Genomic DNA, 19,776 nt, shown 5'->3' with positions numbered 1-19,776 from the left:
ATGGTCGTCGGCTGCGGGTATGGCCTCAATTCCCTGCACGGAATGGCCGGTTGGGGCGGGGCGTCGTAGAACTGGGGCGTGGACTTTTCCCAGGTGCTGCGTGAGCGTCGTACGAGTCGTCGGCTGAGCCAGCTGGAGGTGGCGTCGCGGGCCGGTACCACTCAGCGGCATGTCAGTTTCATCGAGTCGGGGCGGTCGGTGCCGGGGCGGAACATGGTCGTGCGGCTCGCCGAGTCGCTCGAACTGCCGTTGCGGGAGCGGAACGAGCTGTTGTTGGCGGCCGGGTTCGCGCCGGTGTACGCGGAGAGTTCGTTGGCGGGGCCGGTGCTGGCTCCGGTGCGGACGGCGATCGGGCACATCCTGCGCGGGCATCTGCCGTATCCGGCAGTCGTGGTGGACCGGGAGGGCCGACTGGTCGACGCCAACAGCGCGTTCGGGGTGATCACGGAGGGCGCGGCGGCGGAGCTGGTGGGGCCGGGGGCGAATGTGTACCGGCTGGCGTTGCATCCGGACGGGGTGGCGCCGCGGATCCTCAACCTGGCCGAGTGGGCACGGCACATCGTGGCGCGGCTGGGCGGGTTGCCGGAGTTGCGGGCCGAGTTGGCCGGCTATGTGCCGGAACTGGGTTCGTCGGAGGGGCAGTTGGGGTTCGCGGTGCCGTTGCGGCTGCGGTCGGCGTACGGGGAGTTGCGGCTGATGACGACGGTGACGACGTTCGCGACGGCGGTGGATGTGACCCTGGCGGAGCTGAAGTTGGAGGCGTTCCTGCCGGCGGACGCGGCGACGGCGGAGGCGTTGGCCGCTGCCGCCAGGCCGGCTGGGGATCAGGCTCCGGGGAACATGTAGTCGGTATGGATGCGGCCGTCGGTGTCGAGTGAGAGCAACTCCAGTCCGCCGCCGACCACTTCGCCGTCGGCGACGGTGATCGTGTCCCAGTGGAAGCGGACCAGGTCGTCGAGGCGTACGGCGTCGGTGCGCGCCCGGAAGGTGAACTCGCCGTTCTCGACGAAGCGTTGGTAGCTGCGGGTGACGCGGGTCTCGATGGCGTCGTATCCCTGGGCCCGCAGGGTGGGGTGGTCGAAGCCGAGGTCGGCGGAGAGTTCGCGGATCTCGGCGGGCGGCTGGAGGACGTGGGTGGCGTCCTCGGCCCAGAGGCTCTCGATCGCCGTCCGGCGGCGGGCGGGGTCGGGTTCCGTCCACTGGGCGATGTAGCGGGCGGCGAGGTCTTGGGGGTCGGTCATCCGTGGCTCCTTGGGGCGCTGCGGTCGCTTCGGGGCCGATCGTGCTGCGGGCGGGTTCGGGGGGCAATTCCCGGCCAGGAATGGGCGACGGCGGTGGGGCGCGTGTCTTCCGGTGGGCGGCGGGAGTTGAGAGGGCGACTCCTTTTTCCGCCCTCGGAGGTGGCCCCGTGCGCCCCATGTACGTACCCGTCCGTCTGGCCGCAGCGGTCGCCGTCGTCGCCGCTGCCGCCGGCTGTATGAGCGTGGGCGACGACGCGGGCGGCGGTGCCAAGCCCTCGCACTCGGCCGGGCGGCACGCCGGTGAGGTGCCCGACGGCGGTTCGGGGGCGCCGGGGGGCGGGCTCGGGTACGGCGGGTCGGCGGGGGACGGGAAGCGCGGGCACGGGAAGCCCAAGCCCGGTGAGTCGGCGTCGGGTTCGGCCTCGCCGTCGGCGCCGGGCGCGGTGAGCCCGTCCGCGTCCGCCCCGCCGAGACCGGGTACGAGCGCCAAGCCGGGCGCGCCGACCACGGCCGCGCCGCAGCCGACCCCGTCGCGGACACCGCCGCCCCCGGACCCGACGCCGAGCCAGCAGCAGCCGTCCCCGGACCCGACCGTCGCGGAGCCCTCGTCCTCGGCGCACGAGGACCCGGCTCCGCAGCTGGTGGACCGTGAGCCGGCGCCGGCGGCCGGGTCACCGGCCTAGGCCCTGTCGTCAAATTCCCGTCTGCCTCGCGACGCCATGCACGCTCCCCCACTGCCTAAAGGGCGTGGGAGGTGCCCCCACTCGCCGCACCGGGCGCAGACCCAGGTACGTCCAGTACGAGGGTCCACGCCCGGCACGGCGAGAGCACGCACCCGACGCCGCGAGGCCGCCCTCCGGGCGGCGACGGGAATTTGACGACAGGGCCTAGGGGCGGGTGTGACGCACGTCAAGGAGAGCTGGTTTGCGTTGGGGGGTGGTAGGTGCGTAAGGTGGTAGATCGTTTGATCCCATTGCCCGGCGCCACTGTAGAGCGCGCCGTGTGGCGCGTACTCTCCCTTGCCGTGGCGGACCGCATTGAGGCGGTCGATAGCGAATCACGGAGTTGACGGGCGCGTGCCGACGGAGACTCCGGAAGGTTTCGCATTCGCATGTCCATTTCCAGTACTGATCACGTCGTCATGCCCGAGAACGAGGGCACCGAGACGGCCGTAGACGCTGCCGCGGAGGCTCCCGAGGTGACGTTCGCGTCCCTCGGTCTCCCCGAGGGCATCGTGCGCAAGCTCGCGCAGAACGGCGTGACAGCCCCCTTCCCGATCCAGGCGGCGACCATCCCGGACGCCCTGGCCGGCAAGGACATCCTCGGCCGTGGCCGCACCGGCTCCGGCAAGACCCTCTCGTTCGGTCTGCCGCTGCTGGCGACGCTGTCCGGCGGCCGCACCGAGCGCAAGCGCCCCCGCGGCATCATCCTCACCCCGACCCGCGAGCTGGCGATGCAGGTCGCCGACGCGCTCCAGCCCTACGGCGACGTCCTCGGCCTGAAGATGAAGGTCGTCTGCGGCGGCACGTCCATGGGCAACCAGATCTACGCCCTTGAGCGCGGCGTCGACGTCCTCGTCGCCACGCCGGGCCGCCTCCGGGACATCATCAACCGCGGCGCCTGCTCCCTGGAGGACGTGCAGATCGCGGTCCTCGACGAGGCCGACCAGATGTCCGACCTGGGCTTCCTGCCCGAGGTCACCGAGCTGCTCGACCAGATCCCGGCCGGCGGCCAGCGCATGCTGTTCTCGGCGACCATGGAGAACGAGATCTCCACGCTGGTCAAGCGCTACCTCAAGGACGAGGTCACGCACGAGGTCGACAGCGCGCAGGGCAACGTCACGACGATGTCCCACCACATCCTCATCGTGAAGCCCAAGGACAAGGCGCCGGTCACCGCCGCGATCGCCTCCCGCAAGGGCCGCACGATCATCTTCGTCCGCACCCAGCTGGGCGCCGACCGCATCGCCGAGCAACTGCGCGAGTCCGGCGTGAAGGCCGACGCGCTGCACGGCGGCATGACGCAGGGCGCCCGCACGCGGACGCTGGCGGACTTCAAGGAGGGCTACGTCAACGCGCTCGTCGCGACCGACGTCGCCGCCCGCGGTATCCACGTCGACGGCATCGACCTGGTCCTGAACGTGGACCCGGCCGGCGACCACAAGGACTACCTGCACCGCGCGGGCCGCACCGCGCGTGCCGGCCGTACGGGCACCGTCGTCTCCCTCTCCCTGCCGCACCAGCGCCGCCAGATCTTCCGGCTGATGGAGGACGCGGGCGTCGACGCCGGCCGTCACATCATCAACTCCGGTACGGCCTTCGAGCCCGAGGTCGCCGAGATCACCGGCGCCCGTTCGATGACCGAGGTCCAGGCCCAGTCGGCGGGCGACGCCGCGCAGCAGGCCGAGCGCGAGGTCATTCAGCTCACCAAGGAGCTGGAGAGGGCCACCCGCCGTGCCGCCGAACTCCGTGAGGAGTCCGACCGGTTGGTCGCCCGCGCCGCGCGCGAGCGGGGCGAGGACCCGGAGGTCGCGGTGGCCGAGGCCGCCGCGGCCGTCGTCGAGGCGGCGGCCGCCGAGCCGGTCGCCGAGGCGCCGGTGCGCGAGGAGTCGTCGTACGACCGTCCGCGCCAGCAGCGCGACGAGCGGGGCAACTATGAGCGCCGTGACCGTCGTGACGACCGTCCGTCGGGTGGTTTCCGTCGTGACGACCGTGGCGGCAACGACCGCAGTGGCCGTTCTTTCGAGCGTCGTGACGAGCGCCCCTCCGGTGGGTTCCGCCGCGACGACCGTGGCGGCAACGACCGCGGTGGTGACCGTGGCGGTCGTTCTTTCGACCGTCGTGACGAGCGCCCCTCGGGTGGTTTCCGTCGGGACGACCGTCCCTCGGGCGGCGACCGCGGTGGCCGTTCTTTCGACCGTCGTGACGAGCGCCCCTCGGGTGGTTTCCGTCGGGACGACCGCCCCTCGGGCGGCGACCGCGGTGGCCGTTCCTTCGAGCGTCGTGACGACCGTCCGTCCGGTGGTTTCCGTCGGGACGACCGCCCCTCGGGCGGCGACCGGGGCGGCTTCCGTCGCGACGACCGTCCCGCGACCGGTCACCGGGGCAGCGACCGTCCCTTCAACCGCGACCGCCAGGGCGACCGCCCGGGCTTCCGCACCGGCGGCCACGACCGTCCGTCCGGCCACCGGGGCACGACCGGCACGGGTACCGGCACCGGAACCTTCGGCCGCCGCGACGACAAGCCGCGCTGGAAGCGCAACGGCTGAGGTCGTGCGACCTGAAGCCGGCTGACGTGAGCTGACGTAGTGGAGTGGCCCCCACCCGGAGATCGGGTGGGGGCCACTTCGCTCTGTGCGGGGATGTTTTTTGGCCACTTCGAGTCCTTATCGAGTCCTTAAGTGATGCATGTCACGTCCCCGCCGGGGGAATCGCTGGGGGCATGACAGATGACGCCATAGCGAGTGGGCTGTCAAAGGGAGATGCCCCCGGTCTCTCCGACGAGGAACGGCTTGCCCAGCTCGGCTACACGCAGGTTCTCGCCCGCCGCATGTCGGCGTTCTCCAACTACGCGGTCTCCTTCACGATCATCTCGGTCCTGTCGGGCTGCCTGACGCTTTACCTCTTCGGCATGAACACGGGCGGCCCTGCCGTGATCACCTGGGGCTGGGTGGCCGTAGGCCTGATGACGCTGTTCGTCGGCCTGTCGATGGCCGAGATCTGCTCGGCCTACCCCACGTCGGCGGGCCTCTACTTCTGGGCCCACCGCCTGGCGCCCCCGCGCAGCGCGGCGGCCTGGGCATGGTTCACGGGCTGGTTCAACGTCCTCGGCCAGGTCGCGGTGACCGCGGGCATCGACTTCGGCGCCGCGTCCTTCCTGGGCGCGTACCTGAACCTCCAGTTCGACTTCAAGGTGACACCGGGCAGGACGGTGCTCCTGTTCGCGGCCATCCTGATCCTGCACGGCCTGCTGAACACGTTCGGCGTGAAGATCGTCGCGCTTCTCAACGACATCAGCGTGTGGTGGCACGTGGTGGGCGTCGGCGTGATCGTCGGCGCGCTGGCGTTCGTCCCCGACCACCACCAGTCCACGACCTTCGTCTTCACGAAGTTCGTGAACAACACGGGCTGGGGCAGCGGCGTGTACGTCGTCCTGCTGGGCCTGCTGATGGCGCAGTACACCTTCACCGGCTACGACGCCTCCGCCCACATGACGGAGGAGACCCACGACGCGTCGACGGCGGGCCCCAAGGGCATCGTCCGCTCCATCTGGACGTCGTGGATAGCGGGCTTCGTGCTGTTGCTGGGCTTCACGTACGCGATCCAGTCCTACAACGCGGAACTGAAGTCGCCCACGGGCGCGCCCCCGGCCCAGATCCTCCTGGACGCGCTGGGAGCGACGAGCGGGAAGCTGCTGCTCCTGGTGGTGATCGGCGCGCAGCTCTTCTGCGGCATGGCGTCGGTGACGGCCAACAGCCGCATGATCTACGCCTTCTCGCGCGACGGCGCCCTGCCGTTCTCCCGCGTCTGGCACACGGTGAGCCCGCGCACCCGGACCCCCGTCGCGGCGGTCTGGCTGGCGGCGGCGGGCGCACTGCTCATGGGCCTGCCGTACCTGATCAACTACACGGCCTACGCGGCGGTGACATCAGTCGCCGTCATCGGCCTCTACATCGCCTACGTCATCCCGACCCTGCTGCGGCTCGCGAAAGGCGACGACTTCCAGCGCGGACCGTGGCACCTGGGCCGTTGGTCGCGGCCGATCGGTTTGGTGTCGGTGATCTGGGTGGCCGTGATCACGATCCTCTTCATGCTGCCCCAGGTCTCCCCGGTCACCTGGGAGTCCTTCAACTACGCACCGGTCGCGGTCCTGGTCGTACTGGGCTTCGCGGCGGCCTGGTGGGCGGCATCGGCCCGGCACTGGTTCCTGAACCCGGAACACGTGCGCACGAGGGCGCGGGAGGCGGCGCGGGCGGGGGCGCCCGAACCGGTAGATCCGTAACACTCCGGACCCGCCCGCCCGCCTTCCCCCATCCGGCACGGCCGTGTCCCCGATACCCGATCGGAGACACGGCCACGTCCCGCTATGCTCGGGGAGGCAACATCGCCTGGGCCCTTAGCTCAATTGGCAGAGCAGTGGACTTTTAATCCATTGGTTGTGGGTTCGAGTCCCACAGGGCCTACCGGTGGTGGGCGGGGGTCGTGGCCTCTGGCCTGCTGTGCAGCGTCCGTTTCGGCTTCGGTCGGGGCGGGCGCTGCTTTGGGTTCGGGGGCTCGGGCGGGCAGCTCCAGCACTTCCTCCCAGCGGTAGCGGTCCGCTCCGCCGTCGGCCTTCGGCCGGTGAGGGGTGGGTGGTCCGCGCCTGGACCGGTGAGCAGGGTCTTGGTGTTCGGTGATCCTGGTCCAGAGCCCGCCTGCCTGGATCTTCGTCACCGGATACCCGTCACGCCCGCTACAGCACGCACTTCGAGTGGTTGCCAGCGCTCGACGCGGCGGGCGAACTGCTGCGCGCGCCGACCGGCGGCCGGCGTGCCGAGGAACGGACCGTGTTCGTCGGCGACAGGGGCCGGGACATGAAGGCGGTCGTACGGGACTGGGTCACCCCCGTGGCGCGGCTGTCGGACGGGATGCCTCGCGGACCCAGAGGCCACGGGCGCCCAGGGTGCACCAGGGTCCCGCCGACCTCCTCGGACACTTGGACATCTGCGTCTTCGCCGACCGGGAGCAGCGGCTGCGCACCGGCGCGGTCAGCTGGTGGTGAGCATGCCTGCGCGGAGTTTGGCGAGGGTGCGGCTGAGCAGGCGGGAGACGTGCATCTGGGAGACGCCGAGGTGTTCGCCGATCTGGGACTGGGTGAGTTCGTCGACGAACCGCATGTGGATGATGCGCCGTTCGCGGTCGTCGAGTTCGGCGATCAGGGGGGCCAGGGCGTTGAAGTCCTCGACGAGTTCGAGGGCGCCGTCGTCGAGGCCGATGAAGTCGGCCAGCGCGGTCTCGCCGTCGTCGCTGGAGCCGATGGCGGCGTCGAGGGAGGTGGAGTTGTAGCCGTTGGAGGCGAGACGTGCTTCGTTGACCTCTTCCTCGCTGAGGCACATCAGCTGGGAGAGTTCCTTGACGGTGGGCGTGCGGCCGAGCCGGCTGCGGAGCTCTTCGGTGGCTTTGGCGAGCTGGACGCGGGCTTCCTGGAGGCGTCGGGGGACGTGGACGGCCCAGGAGGTGTCGCGGAAGAAGCGCTTGATCTCGCCGGTGATGTAGGGGATGGCGAAGGAGGTGAACTCGACTTCGCGGGTGAGTTCGAACCGGTCGATGGCCTTGATCAGCCCGATCGTGCCGACCTGGACGATGTCCTCCATCTCGTCCTGGCTGCGGCTGCGGAACCGCCCAGCCGCGTACCGGACGAGCGTGATGTTCATTTCGATGAGGGTGTTGCGCGCGTACTGGTACTCGTGCGTGCCCTCTTCGAGGACGGCGAGCTGGTCGAGGAACAGCCTGGTCAGCTGACGGGCGTCCTTGGGGGCGACCTGCGAAGGGTCAGCGATCTCCGGCAGCACCCGGGTCTGTGCGTCTGCCGTCTTCGTCACCGTCATGTCAGGCCCCTCCCACGTGATCCGGACTCGGTACCGCCAGTTCGTTGTCTGGCGACAATGATTGGCCTACCCGGGTTCGTGGAATGCATGCCAGGTGATTTCGGAGCGGGTCCGCCGACTGCCGTCGGACCGGGTGCTCCGGCCGCCCGGGTCGCGTCCCTGACGCTCCCTCGTGGATGTGGACTTCGGTGCTGCCGTCGCCCGGACTGCAGAAGTGGGGCCGGCCGGAGTGTCTCCGGCCGGCCCCACTTCCGGGCTGCTGTGAGGTCAGACGACTCGCTGGGTCTGGTAGTAGTCGGCGACCTGCTCGTGGTAGCCGGCGTCGCCGACGTGCTCGTCCTTGTCGAACTCGGGGGACTCCCTGATCTGGTCCCTCGTGAGACCGACGTAGATCTTGCGCTCGGCCTGGTCGACCGTCTTCACGGTTCCGGCGGGCAGCAGGACGTGCTTGCCGAAGATCCACACACCGGTGTCGACGACGAGGTAGGAGGAGTTGACGTCGTCCGAGTGCTTGTCGACCTTGCCGATGCCACCGTCGGTGGCCTCGACCTTGTATCCGATCAGGTCCGTGCCTGTGGTGTGGCCGGTGGTCGGCTGGTAGCCCCAGATGTTGTCACTCATGGAGAACGGCTCCCTCATCGAGATTGTTTGTTGCTCTCGCATTTGAACTACGAAGTCGGGCAGGCGTCATCGAATTCGGTGACACCTCTTGGATGTCTCTTCGATGCCTCTTGAGATCTTCAGAAATCCGAATGCCCCGGCCGGCTGGTCCCACACATTCATATCGGGAAGAAATGGGAACGGAACAGGGGTGGGCCCGACACATCGGTGTCGGGCCCACCCCTGTCGGGTCTCAGGACGTGATGGGTGTCCGCCTACCAGCGGTACCAGCGGCCACGCTTGCCACCGCTTGCCGCAGGGCGGATCACGAAGCCGAGAACCCACACGATCAGCACGATGACGGCTATCCACCACAGGGCCTTGAGTGCGAAGCCGGCACCGAAGAGGATCAGGGCAAGCAGAAGAACAAGAAGAATAGGAACCATTGTTATCGACCTCCGGCCCTTCGTGTGCCCTGTGGAGCGATCTTCACTCCTGCGGATTTTATGTGTTCCTTGGGCGGCCCCGAAGCTGCTGGGATTCCGTTCGGCAATCGCCCGGTTTGAAGGTGGGACTCGTGCTGTCCGGCGTCCGCGACGCTCCACCGGCAGGCAATACGCGTGGCGTGCGTGACGAGTTCGGCTGCGGCTGGTCGAAGGCTTGCGCCGGTGGGGGCCGTGCCCGGGGGCGGTCACGCCGGTCGAGAGGAGCCGTGGGTGCGCAGCCTCACGCGGCGTCACTGGGGGTCGGCTTCCGCAACCCGCACCGTTTCCACGTGTCGGCGTTGCCGGGCGAGGAGGGCGCTTACGGTTTTGCCGCCGGCTGCCTGGCGGGTGACGGTGGTGGCGTCCGGGTGTGCGGTCAGGTCCCGGGTGTTTTCGCGTGTGTGGGCTACGGGTGCCGCGGAGCGGGCGGTTGCGACGTTGACGCTCATGGTGTTCATCGGGTCTCCCCGGTCTCTGGATCGTCGATGTCCGGTTCTGCCTGCCGTGTCTCGTTCCTCCCCGGCCTGTGACCCGTCCTGCGCCGGTCGCTGTTCGAGGTTGATTGCCTGTCTGTCGAACGCGCGGAAATCTGTGTTTGTCGGAGTAGACATTGGGGTGGGGGCGTGATTATGGTTCTCTCGTAGCCCAGAGAGACAGCAGGGCCTGGCAGACACGAACTGCCGGGCAGAGCAGTATCCGCAGGTGCAGTTCGCAGGACGGTGCGGTGGTGGAGTCGCGAAGCCAGAGCGGTTGCAGGACGGCGACGCGGCTGGCGACCGGACCGGGTGGCCCGCAGTGATCAGGGGCTGCCGTGAGCAGGACCGCAGTGCGCAGTACCCCGCTTGTCAGCAGTTGATCCCAGAGGGAAGAACGGAGGAAGCGAGCGCCATCAGGATCGCCCGGGCCGGATCTTGAACCCGGGTACCGCAGGACATCGATAGTGAGGTGGTCTCCGGTCAAGCAGTCGCGATCCCAGCAGCCCCGGCAGCATGCCGGTCGGGTCTGCGGAAACAGAAGGCCGGCGCCCTGTCAGGGTCGGCAGATGGTGTAGCAGTTCCTTCGGGGCCTTGGTGCCGTACGGCACCAAGGCCCCTCGACGCGTTCCACAGAGAGGTGCAAATGGCAACAGAGAGGTGCAAATGACAGCAGACGACTCGTTCGGCCGTATCGACGACGACGACTACCCCGCCTACACGATGGGCGGAGCCGCCGAGCTGCTCGGCGCCACGCAGGGCTTCCTGCGCGCTCTGGGCGAAGCCCGCCTGATCACTCCGCTCCGCTCCGCCGGCGGCCACCGCCGCTACTCCCGCTACCAGCTGCGCATCGCCGCCCGAGCCCGGGAACTCGTCGACCACGGGACCCCCATCGAGGCCGCCTGCCGCATCATCATCCTCGAAGACCAGCTCGAAGAAGCCAAGCGCATCAACGAAGAACACCGCAAAGCCGCCGACGCGCAGCGCGGGGCGGACGCCTGACCCGCCGGCGGGGAAGCCGACGGCAGGATTCCCCGGGCGGCCTCACACAGCGCTCGGCAGAATGGCGGCCTGTCCCGCCCGGCAGTACGAGCCGCCGGGCTCCGGCGATGTCGTCGGCCGAGCCCTGTCACGTTCCGACCGGCCGTCCGCGCGGCGGCCGACTCGCAACTCGCGCGGCCTTCTCCGCATCCCGCATCCCACATCCCTGACCGCTGAACCCGGGTACAGTGCCGTCCGCCGCCCGCCCCGCAGGTCCAGGAACGGGACGGGTCGGCGTGCGCATCGAGGCCGATGGACGGGTCAGAGGAAGCGCCGTATCGGCAGGACGGCCGTCTCCCTGACGCGTTGGAGCAGCGCGCGTCGCTTCCACCGTCCGGCACTGATGAGTTCGCTGTGCTCAAGGTCTTCCGTGAAGTGCCGGTCCAGCGTCGCGGTGAACGTGGGGTCCAGCACGGCGAGCATGACCTCTTCGTCGTGGTCGAGGGAGCGACGGTTGAAGTTCGTCGAGCCGATGAGTGCCGTGGCCCTGTCGACGGTGACGACCTTGGTGTGGAGCATGGTCGGCTGGTAGTGGTAGATCTTCACCCCGCATGCGGTGAGCTCCTCGTAGTAGCGCTGGCCCGCGAGTTGGCAGACCCGCTTGTCGGTGTACGGGCCCGGCAGCAGGATCTCCACCTCGACCCCTCGGCGGGCCGCGGCGCACAGCAGCCCGATGAAGTACGCGTCGGGTGCGAAGTAGGCGGTGGCCAGCCGGAGCCTCTCCTCCGCCGTCTCGATCATCACGCGGAACAGGGTCTGCATGTCCTGCCAGCCGAAACTGGCCGAACCCCGCACCACCTGCACCACGGCATCGCCCCGGGGGACGTGGTCGGTGAACCGGTCCCGGTCGTCGAAGAGTTCGTCATGGCACTCGGCCCAGTTCTGGGCGAAGGCGGCGGCCAGCCCGTCCACGGCGGGTCCGCGCACCTGGACGTGGGTGTCGCGCCATTCCTCCGGGCCGCGCGCGTCGCCGCACCATTCCTCGGCGATGCCGACGCCGCCGGTGAAGGCCGTCTCCTCGTCGACGACAAGCACCTTGCGGTGACAGCGATGGTTCTGCTTCAACGGAGACAGATACAGCGGCTTGCGGAACCAGGCCACCTGCACCCCGGCCCGCTCCATCGCCTCCAACTGGTCCTTCTCGATGAGCCGGCTCCCGAAGCCGTCCAGCAGCAGCCGTACTCGCACTCCTTCGCGCGCCCGCTCCGCGAGCGCGTCGGCGAACTGCCGGGCGATGTCCCCCTTCCAGTACACGAACGTCATCATGTCCACGGTGTGGCGGGCGGAACGGATCCCGCCCAGCATGGCGCCGAAGATCTCGTCCCCGTTGCGCAACGGGAACAGCGCGTTGCCTTCCGTGGCCGCGATCCCTATGAGCCGCTCCAGCCGGCGTCTGGTGCGCCGGGCCCGATCGTCGAGGACGCCACCGACGTCCGCCGCGCCGCCGGGCTCCTCGGAACTGACGGTTCCCGCCGTTTCGGCGGCTGCGGCGGCTGTGTTCTGCGTGTTCGGCATGGCTGCACCTTTCCTGGACACCGAGCCGGGAGACAGAACCCGGATGCCCTCGTACTTCGCGGGCATCCGGAACGGCATGGCTACTGGATCGGCAACGGCACGCGGGCAGGGACAGGCCCACCGTGCGGCGAACAGCAAGACGGTCGCGGCGGCGGCCCGCGCGGGCTTCGTCGCCCGCGGGGTCATCTACGTACTGATCGGCGTCCTCTCCCTGCGGATCGCCTTCTTCGGCGGGGGTGAGCAGGCCGACCGGGGTGGCGCGATCGCCGAGATCGCCCAAAAGCCCTTCGGCACGGTGCTGCTGTGGCTGCTGGGGATCGCTCTGGCCGGGATGTCCCTGTGGCGGCTGTCCGAGGCCGCCTTCGGGCAGGCGGGCCCCGACGGCGACAAACCGGGCAAGAGGGCGATGGCGGCGGGCCGTTTCGTCTTCTACGGATTCGTGTCGTACTCCGTTCTCTCCTACGCGGCCGGGGACAAGGGCAGCGGAAGCGGCAGTTCCGACAAGAACTCCCAGGACGTCACGGCGAAGGCGCTGGACTGGCCCGGCGGGCAGTGGATCGTCGGCATCGCCGGTGCCGCGGTGACCGCTGCCGGCCTGTGGATCGCCGTCCGGGCCCTCCTGCGCAAGTTCGAGAAGCACCTCAAGATGGCGGAGATGTCCCCGAAGACGCGTCAAGTCGTCACCTTCCTGGGCGTGTCCGGCGGCACGGCCCGCGGCATCGTATTCGCCACCGCGGGAGGCTTCGCCATCACCGCGGCCGTCCAGCACAAGCCCGGCAAGGCCAAGGGCATGGACAACACCCTGCGAACATTCGCCGACACCCCGGCGGGCCCCTGGCTGCTGACGGTCATAGCGATCGGCCTCATCGCCTTCGGGGTCTTCTCCTGGGCCAACGCACGCTGGCGCAAGATCTGACAGCAACAGAACACAGCCCGCACCGGGCGAGGGCGGCTGCGACGGCTTCGCCTACCTCGCCCGCGGCGTCCTCTCCAATCCGAGCGCCCTCGGCGAGGCAGCCGCCCGTTTCAAGTCGGCCGACGCGAGCACGTCCTGAGGGTCGGTGGAAGAAGCCGCCCTCTTCTACGAGGGCAGAAGAACCGACGGACAGACGGACGACGGCATACAGACCCCTGGTCGTCGCTCCACCGGCCGAAGGCCCGATTACGGACTACGAGACGATGAGCGATCATGTTGCGACGAAGGCCCACGCCTGGAAGCCTTCCGCACCGGCCCACCACAGGGGGTTGGCGGCGGTCCAGGCCCTGACGACGCGGCTGCGGGACGAGGTCGTCGGTGGCCTAAACCTCTTCCGCTCCGACGTCGGCCCCTTCGAGCCGGCAGGCACACTCATCGCCCAGGCCCTCGCCTACGCCCACAACCGCCGCCTGTCCGACCTGGCCCGCACCTTCATCGACGGCATCGAACCCCTCAACGGCCTGGTCGTCCGACCATCCGCGACCCATCCGCGACCGAACTCCGACGCACCCCGGTCCGCCGTCATCAGCAGGCCGTGCTGCGGGCGGCCGGTGGCACCGTCGCTCGGTCATCCGGTCATCACCGACTCGCGAACTGACGGCATCCACGGCGGAGTTCGGGAACTCCTTGTGCCACCTGCGGGTTCCGTACGGTGCGAGACGGCGCGGTCAGGCGATCCCGGTGCCGCGCACCAGCAGCAACGCCACGTCCACCGCCGCCACGGCGACCGCCGCCGCGAACGCCGCCCGCTCCCGGCGGCGGCCCAGCACCGTCCCCGCCACCGCCACCAGGCCGGCCACCGCCAGCGCCGCCACACCCCACCTGCCGGGTGGTCCGGCGGGCCCCAGTGCCAGCACCGCGGACGCGGCCACCAGCGGTACCGGCAGCAGCAACCGCGCGCCGTCCGGGCCCAGCCGTTGCGGCCAGCCCCGTACGCCCGTCGCCAGATCCCCGCGGATGTCCGGCAGCACATCGCCCAGATGCGCGCCGACCCCCAGCAACGCCCCGGCGGTGACGACCCACCAGGCCGGCCACGGCTGCCCGGCCAGCCCCAGCGCCACGAACGCCGGGAGTGCGGCGAAACCCACCGCGTACGGTGCCCAGGACCATGCCGTCGCCTTGAGCCGCAGGTCGTACGCCCACGCAGCCGCCACCCCGGCCAGGTGAACGGCGCCCGCCCACAGGCCACATGCGAACGACAGCGGCACGCACAGCGCCAGCGCGGCGTACGCGGCCACCCACACCTCCGTCACACCGACCGTGCCGTCGACGACGGGTTTGCCACGGCGGCCTGCGGCGATGTCCCGGCGCGCGTCGAACGCGTCGTTGCACCAGCCGACGGACAGCTGCCCGGTCAGTACGGCGGCGGCGGTCAGGACACAACGCGCGGCGCCCTGGCCGGCCGTGACGGCGAGCGCGGTCACCAGAGCGGTGACCGCCACGACGGGCCCGGGGTGGCACGATCCGGCCAGGCCGACCACGCGGCCGGCCCAACTCGCCCCGGGGCCGCCGGTCGTCAAGTGCTCGGGAGTGCCCACCCGGCCGATCGTAGGCGCCCCGGGGCCACCCGGCTGGAGCACGCGCGCTCCGGGGCGAACGGCCGGACGGGCGATCCGTGGTGTCGAAGTCCCGGTCCGGGGAACACGTGGGGAGCGACTCACTCCAGTCGCCAACCGGACGGGAACCACATGACGCGGATCGCCGCCGTTCACGGTGCCCTCGCACCACACCGTCGCAGCCAGCCCGAGATCACCGACATGGTGGCCCGCACCTGCCTGCCGGAGGGCACCGACCGCCGGGTACTGGACCGGCTCCACCGCAGCGCGAAGGTCGGCTCCCGTCACATGACGCTGCCACTCGAACGGTACGGAGAACTCGACGGATTCGGCGCCGCCAACGACGTCTACATCGCCGCCGCCACCGACCTGGGCGCCAAGGCCGTCCGGGACGCACTGCACCTGGCCGGTCTGTCCCCGGGCGACGTGGACCTGCTGGTCTTCACCTCGGTCACCGGTGTCGCCATCCCCTCGATCGACGCCCGCCTGGTCGGCCGCCTCGGACTGCGGCCGGACGTCAGACGGCTCCCCCTGTTCGGCCTGGGCTGTGCCGGAGGCGCCGCCGGCCTGTCCCGTGTGCACGACTACCTGCTGGGCCGGCCCGACGACGTGGCGGTGCTGCTGTCCGTCGAACTGTGCTCGCTCACCTTCCAGCGCGACGACGCCTCCATGGCCAACCTGGTCGCGACCGGACTGTTCGGCGACGGCGCCGCCGCGGTCGTCGCCTGCGGCGCGAACCGTCCGCGCCGCCCGGACGAGACCGCCGGCCCGACGATCGTGGACACCCGCAGCCATCTGTACCCGGACACCGGGCGTGTCATGGGCTGGGACATCAAGGACACCGGCTTCCAGATCGTCCTCGACCCGCAGGTGCCCGATGTCGTACGCCGTTATCTCGCCGACGACGTCGAGGGGTTCCTCGGCGACCACGGGATCAAGCAGAAGGACGTGACCGCCTGGGTCTGCCACCCCGGAGGCCCCAAGGTCCTCGATGCCGTCGCCGAGGCGCTCGACCTGCCCGACGACGCACTCGACGTGACCTGGCGTCACCTGGCCGACGTGGGCAACCTGTCCTCGTCGTCGGTGCTCCACGTACTGCGCGACACCCTGTCCGAACACCGCCCGCCACCGGGCACCCCGGGCGTGCTGCTGGCCATGGGGCCCGGCTTCGCCTGCGAACTGGTGCTGCTGCGCTGGTAGTTCGGCCGCTCGAAGACACGAAGGACACAAGGGACTCAAGGACACATGATCTGGTACGGACTGCTGGTGGCCGCCGTCGCCGCCGAGCGCGTCGCCGAACTCGTCGTCGCCCGCCGCAACGAACGGTGGAGCACCGCCCGCGGCGCGACCGTCGCCGGACAGGGCCACTACCCGGCGATGGTCGCCCTTCACACCGGCCTGCTGGTCGCCTGCCCGGCCGAGGTCTGGCTGGGCGACCGGCCCTTCGTACCCGCCCTGGCCTGGCCGATGCTGGCCGTGCTGGTGGGCGCGCAGGCACTGCGGTGGTGGTGCATCCGCACCCTGGGCCCCCGTTGGAACACCCGGGTGATCGTCGTGCCGGGGCTGCCGCTGGTGACGAGCGGCCCCTACCGGTGGCGGTGGCTGCGGCACCCGAACTACGTGGCGGTCGTCGCCGAGGGCGTGGCGCTGCCGCTCGTCCACACCGCCTGGGTCACCGCGGCCGCGTTCACGGTGCTCAACGCCGCCCTGCTCACCGTCCGCATCCGCTGCGAGAACCAGGCCCTGGCCGCCGCGACCGCCGCCGCGCCCGCGTGATCGACGTCCTGGTGGCCGGCGGCGGACCCGCCGGGCTGGCCGCCGCCGTCCACGCCGCGCTCGCCGGCCTGGAGGCTGTCGTCGTCGAACCCCGGACCACGCCCGTGGACAAGGCCTGCGGAGAAGGAGTCATGCCCGGCGGTGTCGCCGCGCTGCGCGCTCTGGGCGTCGAGGTCGGCGGCCGCGAACTGCGCGGCATCCGCTACGTGGACGGCCCCACCCGCGCCGAAGCGTCCTTCCGCGACGGCAGCGGACTGGGAATCCGCCGTACGACACTGCACTCCGCCCTGCACCGGCGCGCCCTCGACCTCGGCGTGCGCATGCTGCCGGGAAAGGTCGGCGAGGTGCGCCAGGCCGCGGACACGGTCACCGCCGCCGGAACCACGGCCCGCTGGCTGATCGCCGCCGACGGCCTGCACTCCCCGGTGCGCCGTGCGCTGGGCCTGGAACTGCCGGGCCGCCCCCACGGCCGCTACGGACTGCGCCGCCACTACCGCGTCGAACCGTGGACGGACTTCGTCGAGGTCCACTGGTCCCGGCACGGCGAGGCCTACGTCACACCGGTCGACGACGACCTGGTGGGCGTCGCCGTCCTCAGCCGGAACCGCCGCGGCTACGACGAACACCTGGCCGACTTCCCGACCCTCACCGCGTCCCTGCGCGGCCCGACCGCAACGGAGGTACGCGGCGCCGGGCCCCTGCGACAGCGGGTGCGGCGCAGAGTGGCAGGCCGCGTCCTGCTCGTCGGCGACGCCGCGGGCTACCTCGACGCCCTCACCGGCGAGGGCATCGCCCTCGCGCTGGCGACGGCCGGGGCAGCCGTCCGCTGCCTGGCCGCGGACCGCCCGGACGCGTACGAGCGCGCCTGGGCCCGGCTGACCCGACGCCACCGAGTGCTGACCGGAGCCCTGCTGTCCGCGAGCCGCCGTCCTGGCACCGCCCGCCTCATCGTCCCCGCGGCATCCCGGATGCCCCCGCTGTTCTCGGCCGCGGTCCACGCGCTGCAGTAGCGGACCGGCGTCGGCCTGTCGGTACACGACCGGCCCGTTCGAACTCCGGTTGCAGCACGGCCGGTTGACCGCGAGCAGCCGGTCGGCTGTCAGTCGGCCCGTCCCGCCCCGTAGTCGCAACTCCCCTTGGTGTCACGGCGGTCGGAACGATCCGTCCACTCACCAGGAGGGGGCGTCATGGTGGCGCGCAGCGGGAGCCCTCGATGCGCAGTGCGCCGAGTTCCCCGACGCGGGTGAGCGTGGCGCGGACGATCCGCTGAAGGGTGTCCGCGCCGACCGCCTCCGTCCCTCCCCCCGGCGAGAGCCGGGGCCAGTCGTCCGGATCCGCCATGAGGAAGCGCCGCAGGGCGGGGGCCTCCACCGACTGCGGCGGCTCGGACACGATCGTGGGCTCCCTTGCGGGGAGGAGAGGCGAACCGGACATCCGGCCGGCGCCGGTTTCCGTGGTGCGGCGGCCACATCATCACCGCCCGGCCGGGCATACGGCGTGCCCCAACGCCCCGCGGGAGCCGCTCTGTTGTCGTCCCCCGGTCAGCTCGCCGCCGGCTTCGTCGCGCGGACGACGGCCGAGTGCATGCCGTCCGCGACGGGGTGCGTCGGGGTGATGTCGACATCGGTGAAGCCGGCGGCTTCGAGTCCGGTGCGGTACTCGGTGAAGGACAGCGCGCCGGCGATGCAGCCGACGTAGTCGCCGCGTTCCGCGCGCTGTGCGGGGGTGAGGGTGTCGTCGGCGACGATGTCCGAGACGCCGATACGGCCGCCGGGCCGCAGGACGCGGAAGGTCTCGGCGAAGACGGCGGGCTTGTCGACGGACAGGTTGATCACGCAGTTGGAGATGACCACGTCGATCGTGTTCGCGGGCAGGGGGACGGCCTCGATGGTGCCCTTGAGGAACTCCACGTTGGTGGCGCCCGTCCGCTCCGCGTTGCCGATGGCGAGGGCGAGCATCTCCTCGGTCATGTCCAGCCCGTACGCCTTGCCGGTCGGACCGACGCGGCGGGCGGAGAGCAGGACGTCGATGCCGCCGCCGGAACCGAGGTCCAGGACGCGCTCGCCCTCGCGGAGTTCGGCTACGGCGGTGGGGTTGCCGCAGCCGAGGGAGGCGGCGACCGCTTCGGCGGGGAGGGCGTCCCGGTCGGCGGTGGGGTAGAGGGCGGAGCCGAAGCTCTCGTCGATCTCGACCGGCTCGGGTCCGCAGCAGGCCGTGCCGCCCTCGGTGACCTTGAGGGCCGAGGCGGCGTAGCGCTTGCGGACGGTTTCGCGCAGGTCGGTGGAGTGTTCGGTCGTCGTGTCGGCCATGACGTCGCTCCCGGTGGAGTTGGTGGGCCAGCTTGTATTGACGTTCGTTGATGCAAGCTTGCGCCTTGTATCGAAAGACGTCAACATAGAGGTATGTCGAAACAAGAGCTCGGGGCCCTTGAAGTGATCGGTCAAGGCGCCGCGTGCTGCCCGGGCCTGGCCACCGCGCCGCTGGACGACGAGCGCGCCACCGAGCTGGCGAAGGTGTTCAAGGCGCTCGGCGATCCCGTGCGACTGCGGCTGCTGTCGATGATCGCCTCGCGGGAGGGCGGCGAGGTCTGCGTGTGCGAGATGACGCCGTCCTTCGACCTGTCGCAGCCGACGATCTCCCACCACCTCAAGCTCCTGCGGCAGGCCGGCCTGATCGACTGCGAACGCCGTGGGACGTGGGTGTACTACTGGGCGCTGCCCGGCGTCCTGGACCGGCTCGCGGCGTTTCTGACGACGGCGCGGACTGCGGAAGGCACGCACGCGTGACCGCGTCCCTCGGTCGCCGTGTCGCCGCCGAGGCGATCGGAACCGGACTGCTGGTGACGGTCGTCGTGGGCTCCGGCATCCAGGCGACGGAACTGTCGCACGACGTCGGCGTGCAACTGCTGGCCAACTCGCTCGCCACCGTCTTCGGCCTGGGCGTACTGATCACGCTGCTCGGGCCGGTCTCCGGCGCGCACTTCAACCCCGTTGTCACCCTGGCCACTTGGGTCGCCGGCCGTCGTGACGGCACCGGGCCGGGGCCGTGGGAGGTCACCTCGTACGTTACGGCGCAGATCGGCGGGGCGATCGCGGGCGCGGTGCTGGCGGATGCCATGTTCGCCGAGCCGTTGGTGCGGTTCTCCGGCCACGACCGGTTCGCCGGCCATCTCTGGCTGGGGGAGGTCGTCGCCACGGGCGGGCTGATCCTGCTCGTCCTCGGACTGGAGCAGGTCGGCCGCGCCTCCGTCGCCCCGGCGGCCGTGGCCTCCTACATCGGGGCCGCCTACTGGTTCACCTCCTCGACCTCCTTCGCGAACCCCGCCGTCACCGTCGGCCGCGCCTTCACCGACACCTTCGCCGGGATCGCGCCCGGCTCCGTCGCACCGTTCGTCGGGGCCCAACTGCTGGGCACCGTAGTCGGGTTGGCCGCCGTGGCCGTCGTATGCGGGAGCTCTGTCCGTACGGCGGAAGCCGTCGTTCCGCACGGTGATCCCGAACCCGAACTCACCCCTTCCTGACCGCAAG

The 19,776-nt window shown here is 70.6% G+C and carries 20 protein-coding genes, 1 tRNA gene and 1 pseudogene; 12 read left to right on the top strand and 10 right to left on the bottom strand.

Features of this window, described 5'->3' with window-relative positions; all coding sequences use genetic code 11:
* Nucleotides 1-78 precede the first annotated feature (78 nt).
* The gene (locus tag AB0I51_RS16860; protein WP_362975718.1) at nucleotides 79-846 is read left to right on the top strand and encodes a helix-turn-helix domain-containing protein; all 768 of its coding nucleotides are present in this window, start codon (nucleotides 79-81) and stop codon (nucleotides 844-846) included.
* Here AB0I51_RS16860 and AB0I51_RS16855 read toward each other — a convergent pair.
* On the bottom strand, nucleotides 825-1,241 hold the full coding sequence (locus AB0I51_RS16855; protein WP_362975716.1) for a hypothetical protein: 417 nt from the start codon (nucleotides 1,239-1,241) through the stop codon (nucleotides 825-827). The genes AB0I51_RS16860 and AB0I51_RS16855 overlap by 22 nt on opposite strands.
* A 176-nt stretch (nucleotides 1,242-1,417) precedes the next feature.
* Here AB0I51_RS16855 and AB0I51_RS16850 point away from each other — a divergent pair, with 176 nt between their 5' ends.
* The 4 genes from AB0I51_RS16850 to AB0I51_RS16835 all read left to right on the top strand — a co-directional run bounded on the left by AB0I51_RS16850 (nucleotide 1,418) and on the right by AB0I51_RS16835 (nucleotide 6,423).
* Nucleotides 1,418-1,924: a hypothetical protein gene (locus AB0I51_RS16850; protein ID WP_362976034.1), complete on the top strand. Its 507-nt coding sequence runs from the start codon at nucleotides 1,418-1,420 to the stop codon at nucleotides 1,922-1,924.
* Nucleotides 1,925-2,352: 428 nt separating this feature from the next.
* Nucleotides 2,353-4,509: a DEAD/DEAH box helicase gene (locus tag AB0I51_RS16845; protein ID WP_362975714.1), complete on the top strand. Its 2,157-nt coding sequence runs from the start codon at nucleotides 2,353-2,355 to the stop codon at nucleotides 4,507-4,509.
* A gap of 173 nt (nucleotides 4,510-4,682) precedes the next feature.
* On the top strand, nucleotides 4,683-6,242 hold the full coding sequence (locus AB0I51_RS16840; protein WP_362975712.1) for an amino acid permease: 1,560 nt from the start codon (nucleotides 4,683-4,685) through the stop codon (nucleotides 6,240-6,242).
* Between the two features lie 108 nt (nucleotides 6,243-6,350).
* Nucleotides 6,351-6,423 (top strand) — tRNA-Lys (locus tag AB0I51_RS16835).
* A 94-nt stretch (nucleotides 6,424-6,517) separates the two neighbouring features.
* On the opposite strand, the pseudogene AB0I51_RS16830 reads toward AB0I51_RS16835, so the two are convergent.
* From AB0I51_RS16830 to AB0I51_RS16810, 5 genes and pseudogenes are all read right to left on the bottom strand, one after another.
* Nucleotides 6,518-6,586 (bottom strand): annotated as a pseudogene (locus AB0I51_RS16830) (flavoprotein); the annotation flags it as partial.
* Between the two features lie 401 nt (nucleotides 6,587-6,987).
* Nucleotides 6,988-7,827, bottom strand: a complete 840-nt coding sequence (locus AB0I51_RS16825; RefSeq protein ID WP_362975710.1) for an RNA polymerase sigma factor SigF — start codon at nucleotides 7,825-7,827, stop codon at nucleotides 6,988-6,990.
* Nucleotides 7,828-8,094: 267 nt separating this feature from the next.
* Nucleotides 8,095-8,448: a PRC-barrel domain containing protein gene (locus AB0I51_RS16820; RefSeq protein ID WP_362975708.1), complete on the bottom strand. Its 354-nt coding sequence runs from the start codon at nucleotides 8,446-8,448 to the stop codon at nucleotides 8,095-8,097.
* Between the two features lie 254 nt (nucleotides 8,449-8,702).
* On the bottom strand, nucleotides 8,703-8,873 hold the full coding sequence (locus AB0I51_RS16815) for a hypothetical protein (protein ID WP_057605601.1): 171 nt from the start codon (nucleotides 8,871-8,873) through the stop codon (nucleotides 8,703-8,705).
* A gap of 290 nt (nucleotides 8,874-9,163) precedes the next feature.
* A complete protein-coding gene (locus AB0I51_RS16810; protein WP_362975706.1) occupies nucleotides 9,164-9,370 on the bottom strand; it encodes a hypothetical protein in 207 nt (68 codons plus the stop codon).
* Nucleotides 9,371-10,051: 681 nt separating this feature from the next.
* On the opposite strand from AB0I51_RS16810, the gene AB0I51_RS16805 reads away from it, so the two are divergent.
* Nucleotides 10,052-10,387: a MerR family transcriptional regulator gene (locus AB0I51_RS16805; protein ID WP_362975704.1), complete on the top strand. Its 336-nt coding sequence runs from the start codon at nucleotides 10,052-10,054 to the stop codon at nucleotides 10,385-10,387.
* Between the two features lie 300 nt (nucleotides 10,388-10,687).
* Here AB0I51_RS16805 and AB0I51_RS16800 read toward each other — a convergent pair whose 3' ends face one another.
* Nucleotides 10,688-11,941 carry a phospholipase D-like domain-containing protein gene (locus AB0I51_RS16800; RefSeq protein WP_362975702.1) on the bottom strand — a complete coding sequence of 418 codons (1,254 nt, stop codon included), beginning with the start codon at nucleotides 11,939-11,941 and terminating at the stop codon, nucleotides 10,688-10,690.
* A gap of 76 nt (nucleotides 11,942-12,017) precedes the next feature.
* On the opposite strand from AB0I51_RS16800, the gene AB0I51_RS16795 reads away from it, so the two are divergent.
* Complete coding sequence (locus AB0I51_RS16795; RefSeq protein WP_362976032.1) at nucleotides 12,018-12,857, top strand: DUF1206 domain-containing protein; 840 nt, start codon at nucleotides 12,018-12,020, stop codon at nucleotides 12,855-12,857.
* 728 nt (nucleotides 12,858-13,585) lie between these two features.
* On the opposite strand, the gene AB0I51_RS16790 is transcribed toward AB0I51_RS16795, so the two are convergent.
* Nucleotides 13,586-14,455, bottom strand: coding sequence for a UbiA family prenyltransferase (locus AB0I51_RS16790; protein ID WP_362975700.1), 870 nt, complete (start codon nucleotides 14,453-14,455; stop codon nucleotides 13,586-13,588).
* A 150-nt stretch (nucleotides 14,456-14,605) separates the two neighbouring features.
* Between AB0I51_RS16790 and AB0I51_RS16785 the strand changes: the two genes are divergently transcribed.
* From AB0I51_RS16785 to AB0I51_RS16775, 3 genes are read left to right on the top strand one after another with little or no spacing between them, the layout of a single operon-like run.
* The gene (locus AB0I51_RS16785; RefSeq protein WP_362975698.1) at nucleotides 14,606-15,673 is read left to right on the top strand and encodes a 3-oxoacyl-[acyl-carrier-protein] synthase III C-terminal domain-containing protein; all 1,068 of its coding nucleotides are present in this window, start codon (nucleotides 14,606-14,608) and stop codon (nucleotides 15,671-15,673) included.
* 45 nt (nucleotides 15,674-15,718) lie between these two features.
* Nucleotides 15,719-16,249, top strand: coding sequence for an isoprenylcysteine carboxylmethyltransferase family protein (locus tag AB0I51_RS16780; RefSeq protein ID WP_362975696.1), 531 nt, complete (start codon nucleotides 15,719-15,721; stop codon nucleotides 16,247-16,249).
* A complete protein-coding gene (locus AB0I51_RS16775) occupies nucleotides 16,246-17,259 on the top strand; it encodes an FAD-dependent monooxygenase (RefSeq protein ID WP_362975694.1) in 1,014 nt (337 codons plus the stop codon). Before AB0I51_RS16780 ends, AB0I51_RS16775 begins: the two co-directional genes overlap by 4 nt.
* Nucleotides 17,260-17,434: 175 nt before the next feature.
* On the opposite strand, the gene AB0I51_RS16770 is transcribed toward AB0I51_RS16775, so the two are convergent.
* Complete coding sequence (locus AB0I51_RS16770) at nucleotides 17,435-17,641, bottom strand: hypothetical protein (protein ID WP_362975692.1); 207 nt, start codon at nucleotides 17,639-17,641, stop codon at nucleotides 17,435-17,437.
* A 149-nt stretch (nucleotides 17,642-17,790) separates the two neighbouring features.
* Nucleotides 17,791-18,558, bottom strand: a complete 768-nt coding sequence (gene arsM, locus AB0I51_RS16765) for an arsenite methyltransferase (RefSeq protein WP_362975690.1) — start codon at nucleotides 18,556-18,558, stop codon at nucleotides 17,791-17,793.
* A 93-nt stretch (nucleotides 18,559-18,651) separates the two neighbouring features.
* On the opposite strand from arsM, the gene AB0I51_RS16760 reads away from it, so the two are divergent.
* Both AB0I51_RS16760 and AB0I51_RS16755 read left to right on the top strand, forming a co-directional pair.
* The gene (locus AB0I51_RS16760; protein WP_362975688.1) at nucleotides 18,652-19,035 is read left to right on the top strand and encodes a metalloregulator ArsR/SmtB family transcription factor; all 384 of its coding nucleotides are present in this window, start codon (nucleotides 18,652-18,654) and stop codon (nucleotides 19,033-19,035) included.
* Nucleotides 19,032-19,769 carry an aquaporin gene (locus tag AB0I51_RS16755; RefSeq protein ID WP_362975686.1) on the top strand — a complete coding sequence of 246 codons (738 nt, stop codon included), beginning with the start codon at nucleotides 19,032-19,034 and terminating at the stop codon, nucleotides 19,767-19,769. The genes AB0I51_RS16760 and AB0I51_RS16755 overlap by 4 nt, the downstream gene beginning before the upstream one ends.
* Nucleotides 19,770-19,776 lie beyond the last annotated feature (7 nt).

Origin of the sequence: Streptomyces sp. NPDC050549, assembly GCF_040655035.1 — a bacterium.
Lineage (GTDB): Bacteria > Actinomycetota > Actinomycetes > Streptomycetales > Streptomycetaceae > Streptomyces.
Note: the sequence above shows the minus strand (reverse complement) of the source record. Positions and strands in the feature narration are given on the sequence as shown.

Coding starts and splice junctions, on each gene's coding strand:
- AB0I51_RS16855 (WP_362975716.1), bottom strand. CDS start 1,241: ATGACCGACCCCCAAGACCTCGCCGCCCGCTACATCGCCCAGTGGACG.
- AB0I51_RS16850 (WP_362976034.1), top strand. CDS start 1,418: ATGTACGTACCCGTCCGTCTGGCCGCAGCGGTCGCCGTCGTCGCCGCT.
- AB0I51_RS16845 (WP_362975714.1), top strand. CDS start 2,353: ATGTCCATTTCCAGTACTGATCACGTCGTCATGCCCGAGAACGAGGGC.
- AB0I51_RS16840 (WP_362975712.1), top strand. CDS start 4,683: ATGACAGATGACGCCATAGCGAGTGGGCTGTCAAAGGGAGATGCCCCC.
- AB0I51_RS16825 (WP_362975710.1), bottom strand. CDS start 7,827: ATGACGGTGACGAAGACGGCAGACGCACAGACCCGGGTGCTGCCGGAG.
- AB0I51_RS16820 (WP_362975708.1), bottom strand. CDS start 8,448: ATGAGTGACAACATCTGGGGCTACCAGCCGACCACCGGCCACACCACA.
- AB0I51_RS16815 (WP_057605601.1), bottom strand. CDS start 8,873: ATGGTTCCTATTCTTCTTGTTCTTCTGCTTGCCCTGATCCTCTTCGGT.
- AB0I51_RS16810 (WP_362975706.1), bottom strand. CDS start 9,370: ATGAACACCATGAGCGTCAACGTCGCAACCGCCCGCTCCGCGGCACCC.
- AB0I51_RS16805 (WP_362975704.1), top strand. CDS start 10,052: ATGACAGCAGACGACTCGTTCGGCCGTATCGACGACGACGACTACCCC.
- AB0I51_RS16800 (WP_362975702.1), bottom strand. CDS start 11,941: ATGCCGAACACGCAGAACACAGCCGCCGCAGCCGCCGAAACGGCGGGA.
- AB0I51_RS16795 (WP_362976032.1), top strand. CDS start 12,018: ATGGCTACTGGATCGGCAACGGCACGCGGGCAGGGACAGGCCCACCGT.
- AB0I51_RS16785 (WP_362975698.1), top strand. CDS start 14,606: ATGACGCGGATCGCCGCCGTTCACGGTGCCCTCGCACCACACCGTCGC.
- AB0I51_RS16780 (WP_362975696.1), top strand. CDS start 15,719: ATGATCTGGTACGGACTGCTGGTGGCCGCCGTCGCCGCCGAGCGCGTC.
- arsM (WP_362975690.1), bottom strand. CDS start 18,558: ATGGCCGACACGACGACCGAACACTCCACCGACCTGCGCGAAACCGTC.
- AB0I51_RS16760 (WP_362975688.1), top strand. CDS start 18,652: ATGTCGAAACAAGAGCTCGGGGCCCTTGAAGTGATCGGTCAAGGCGCC.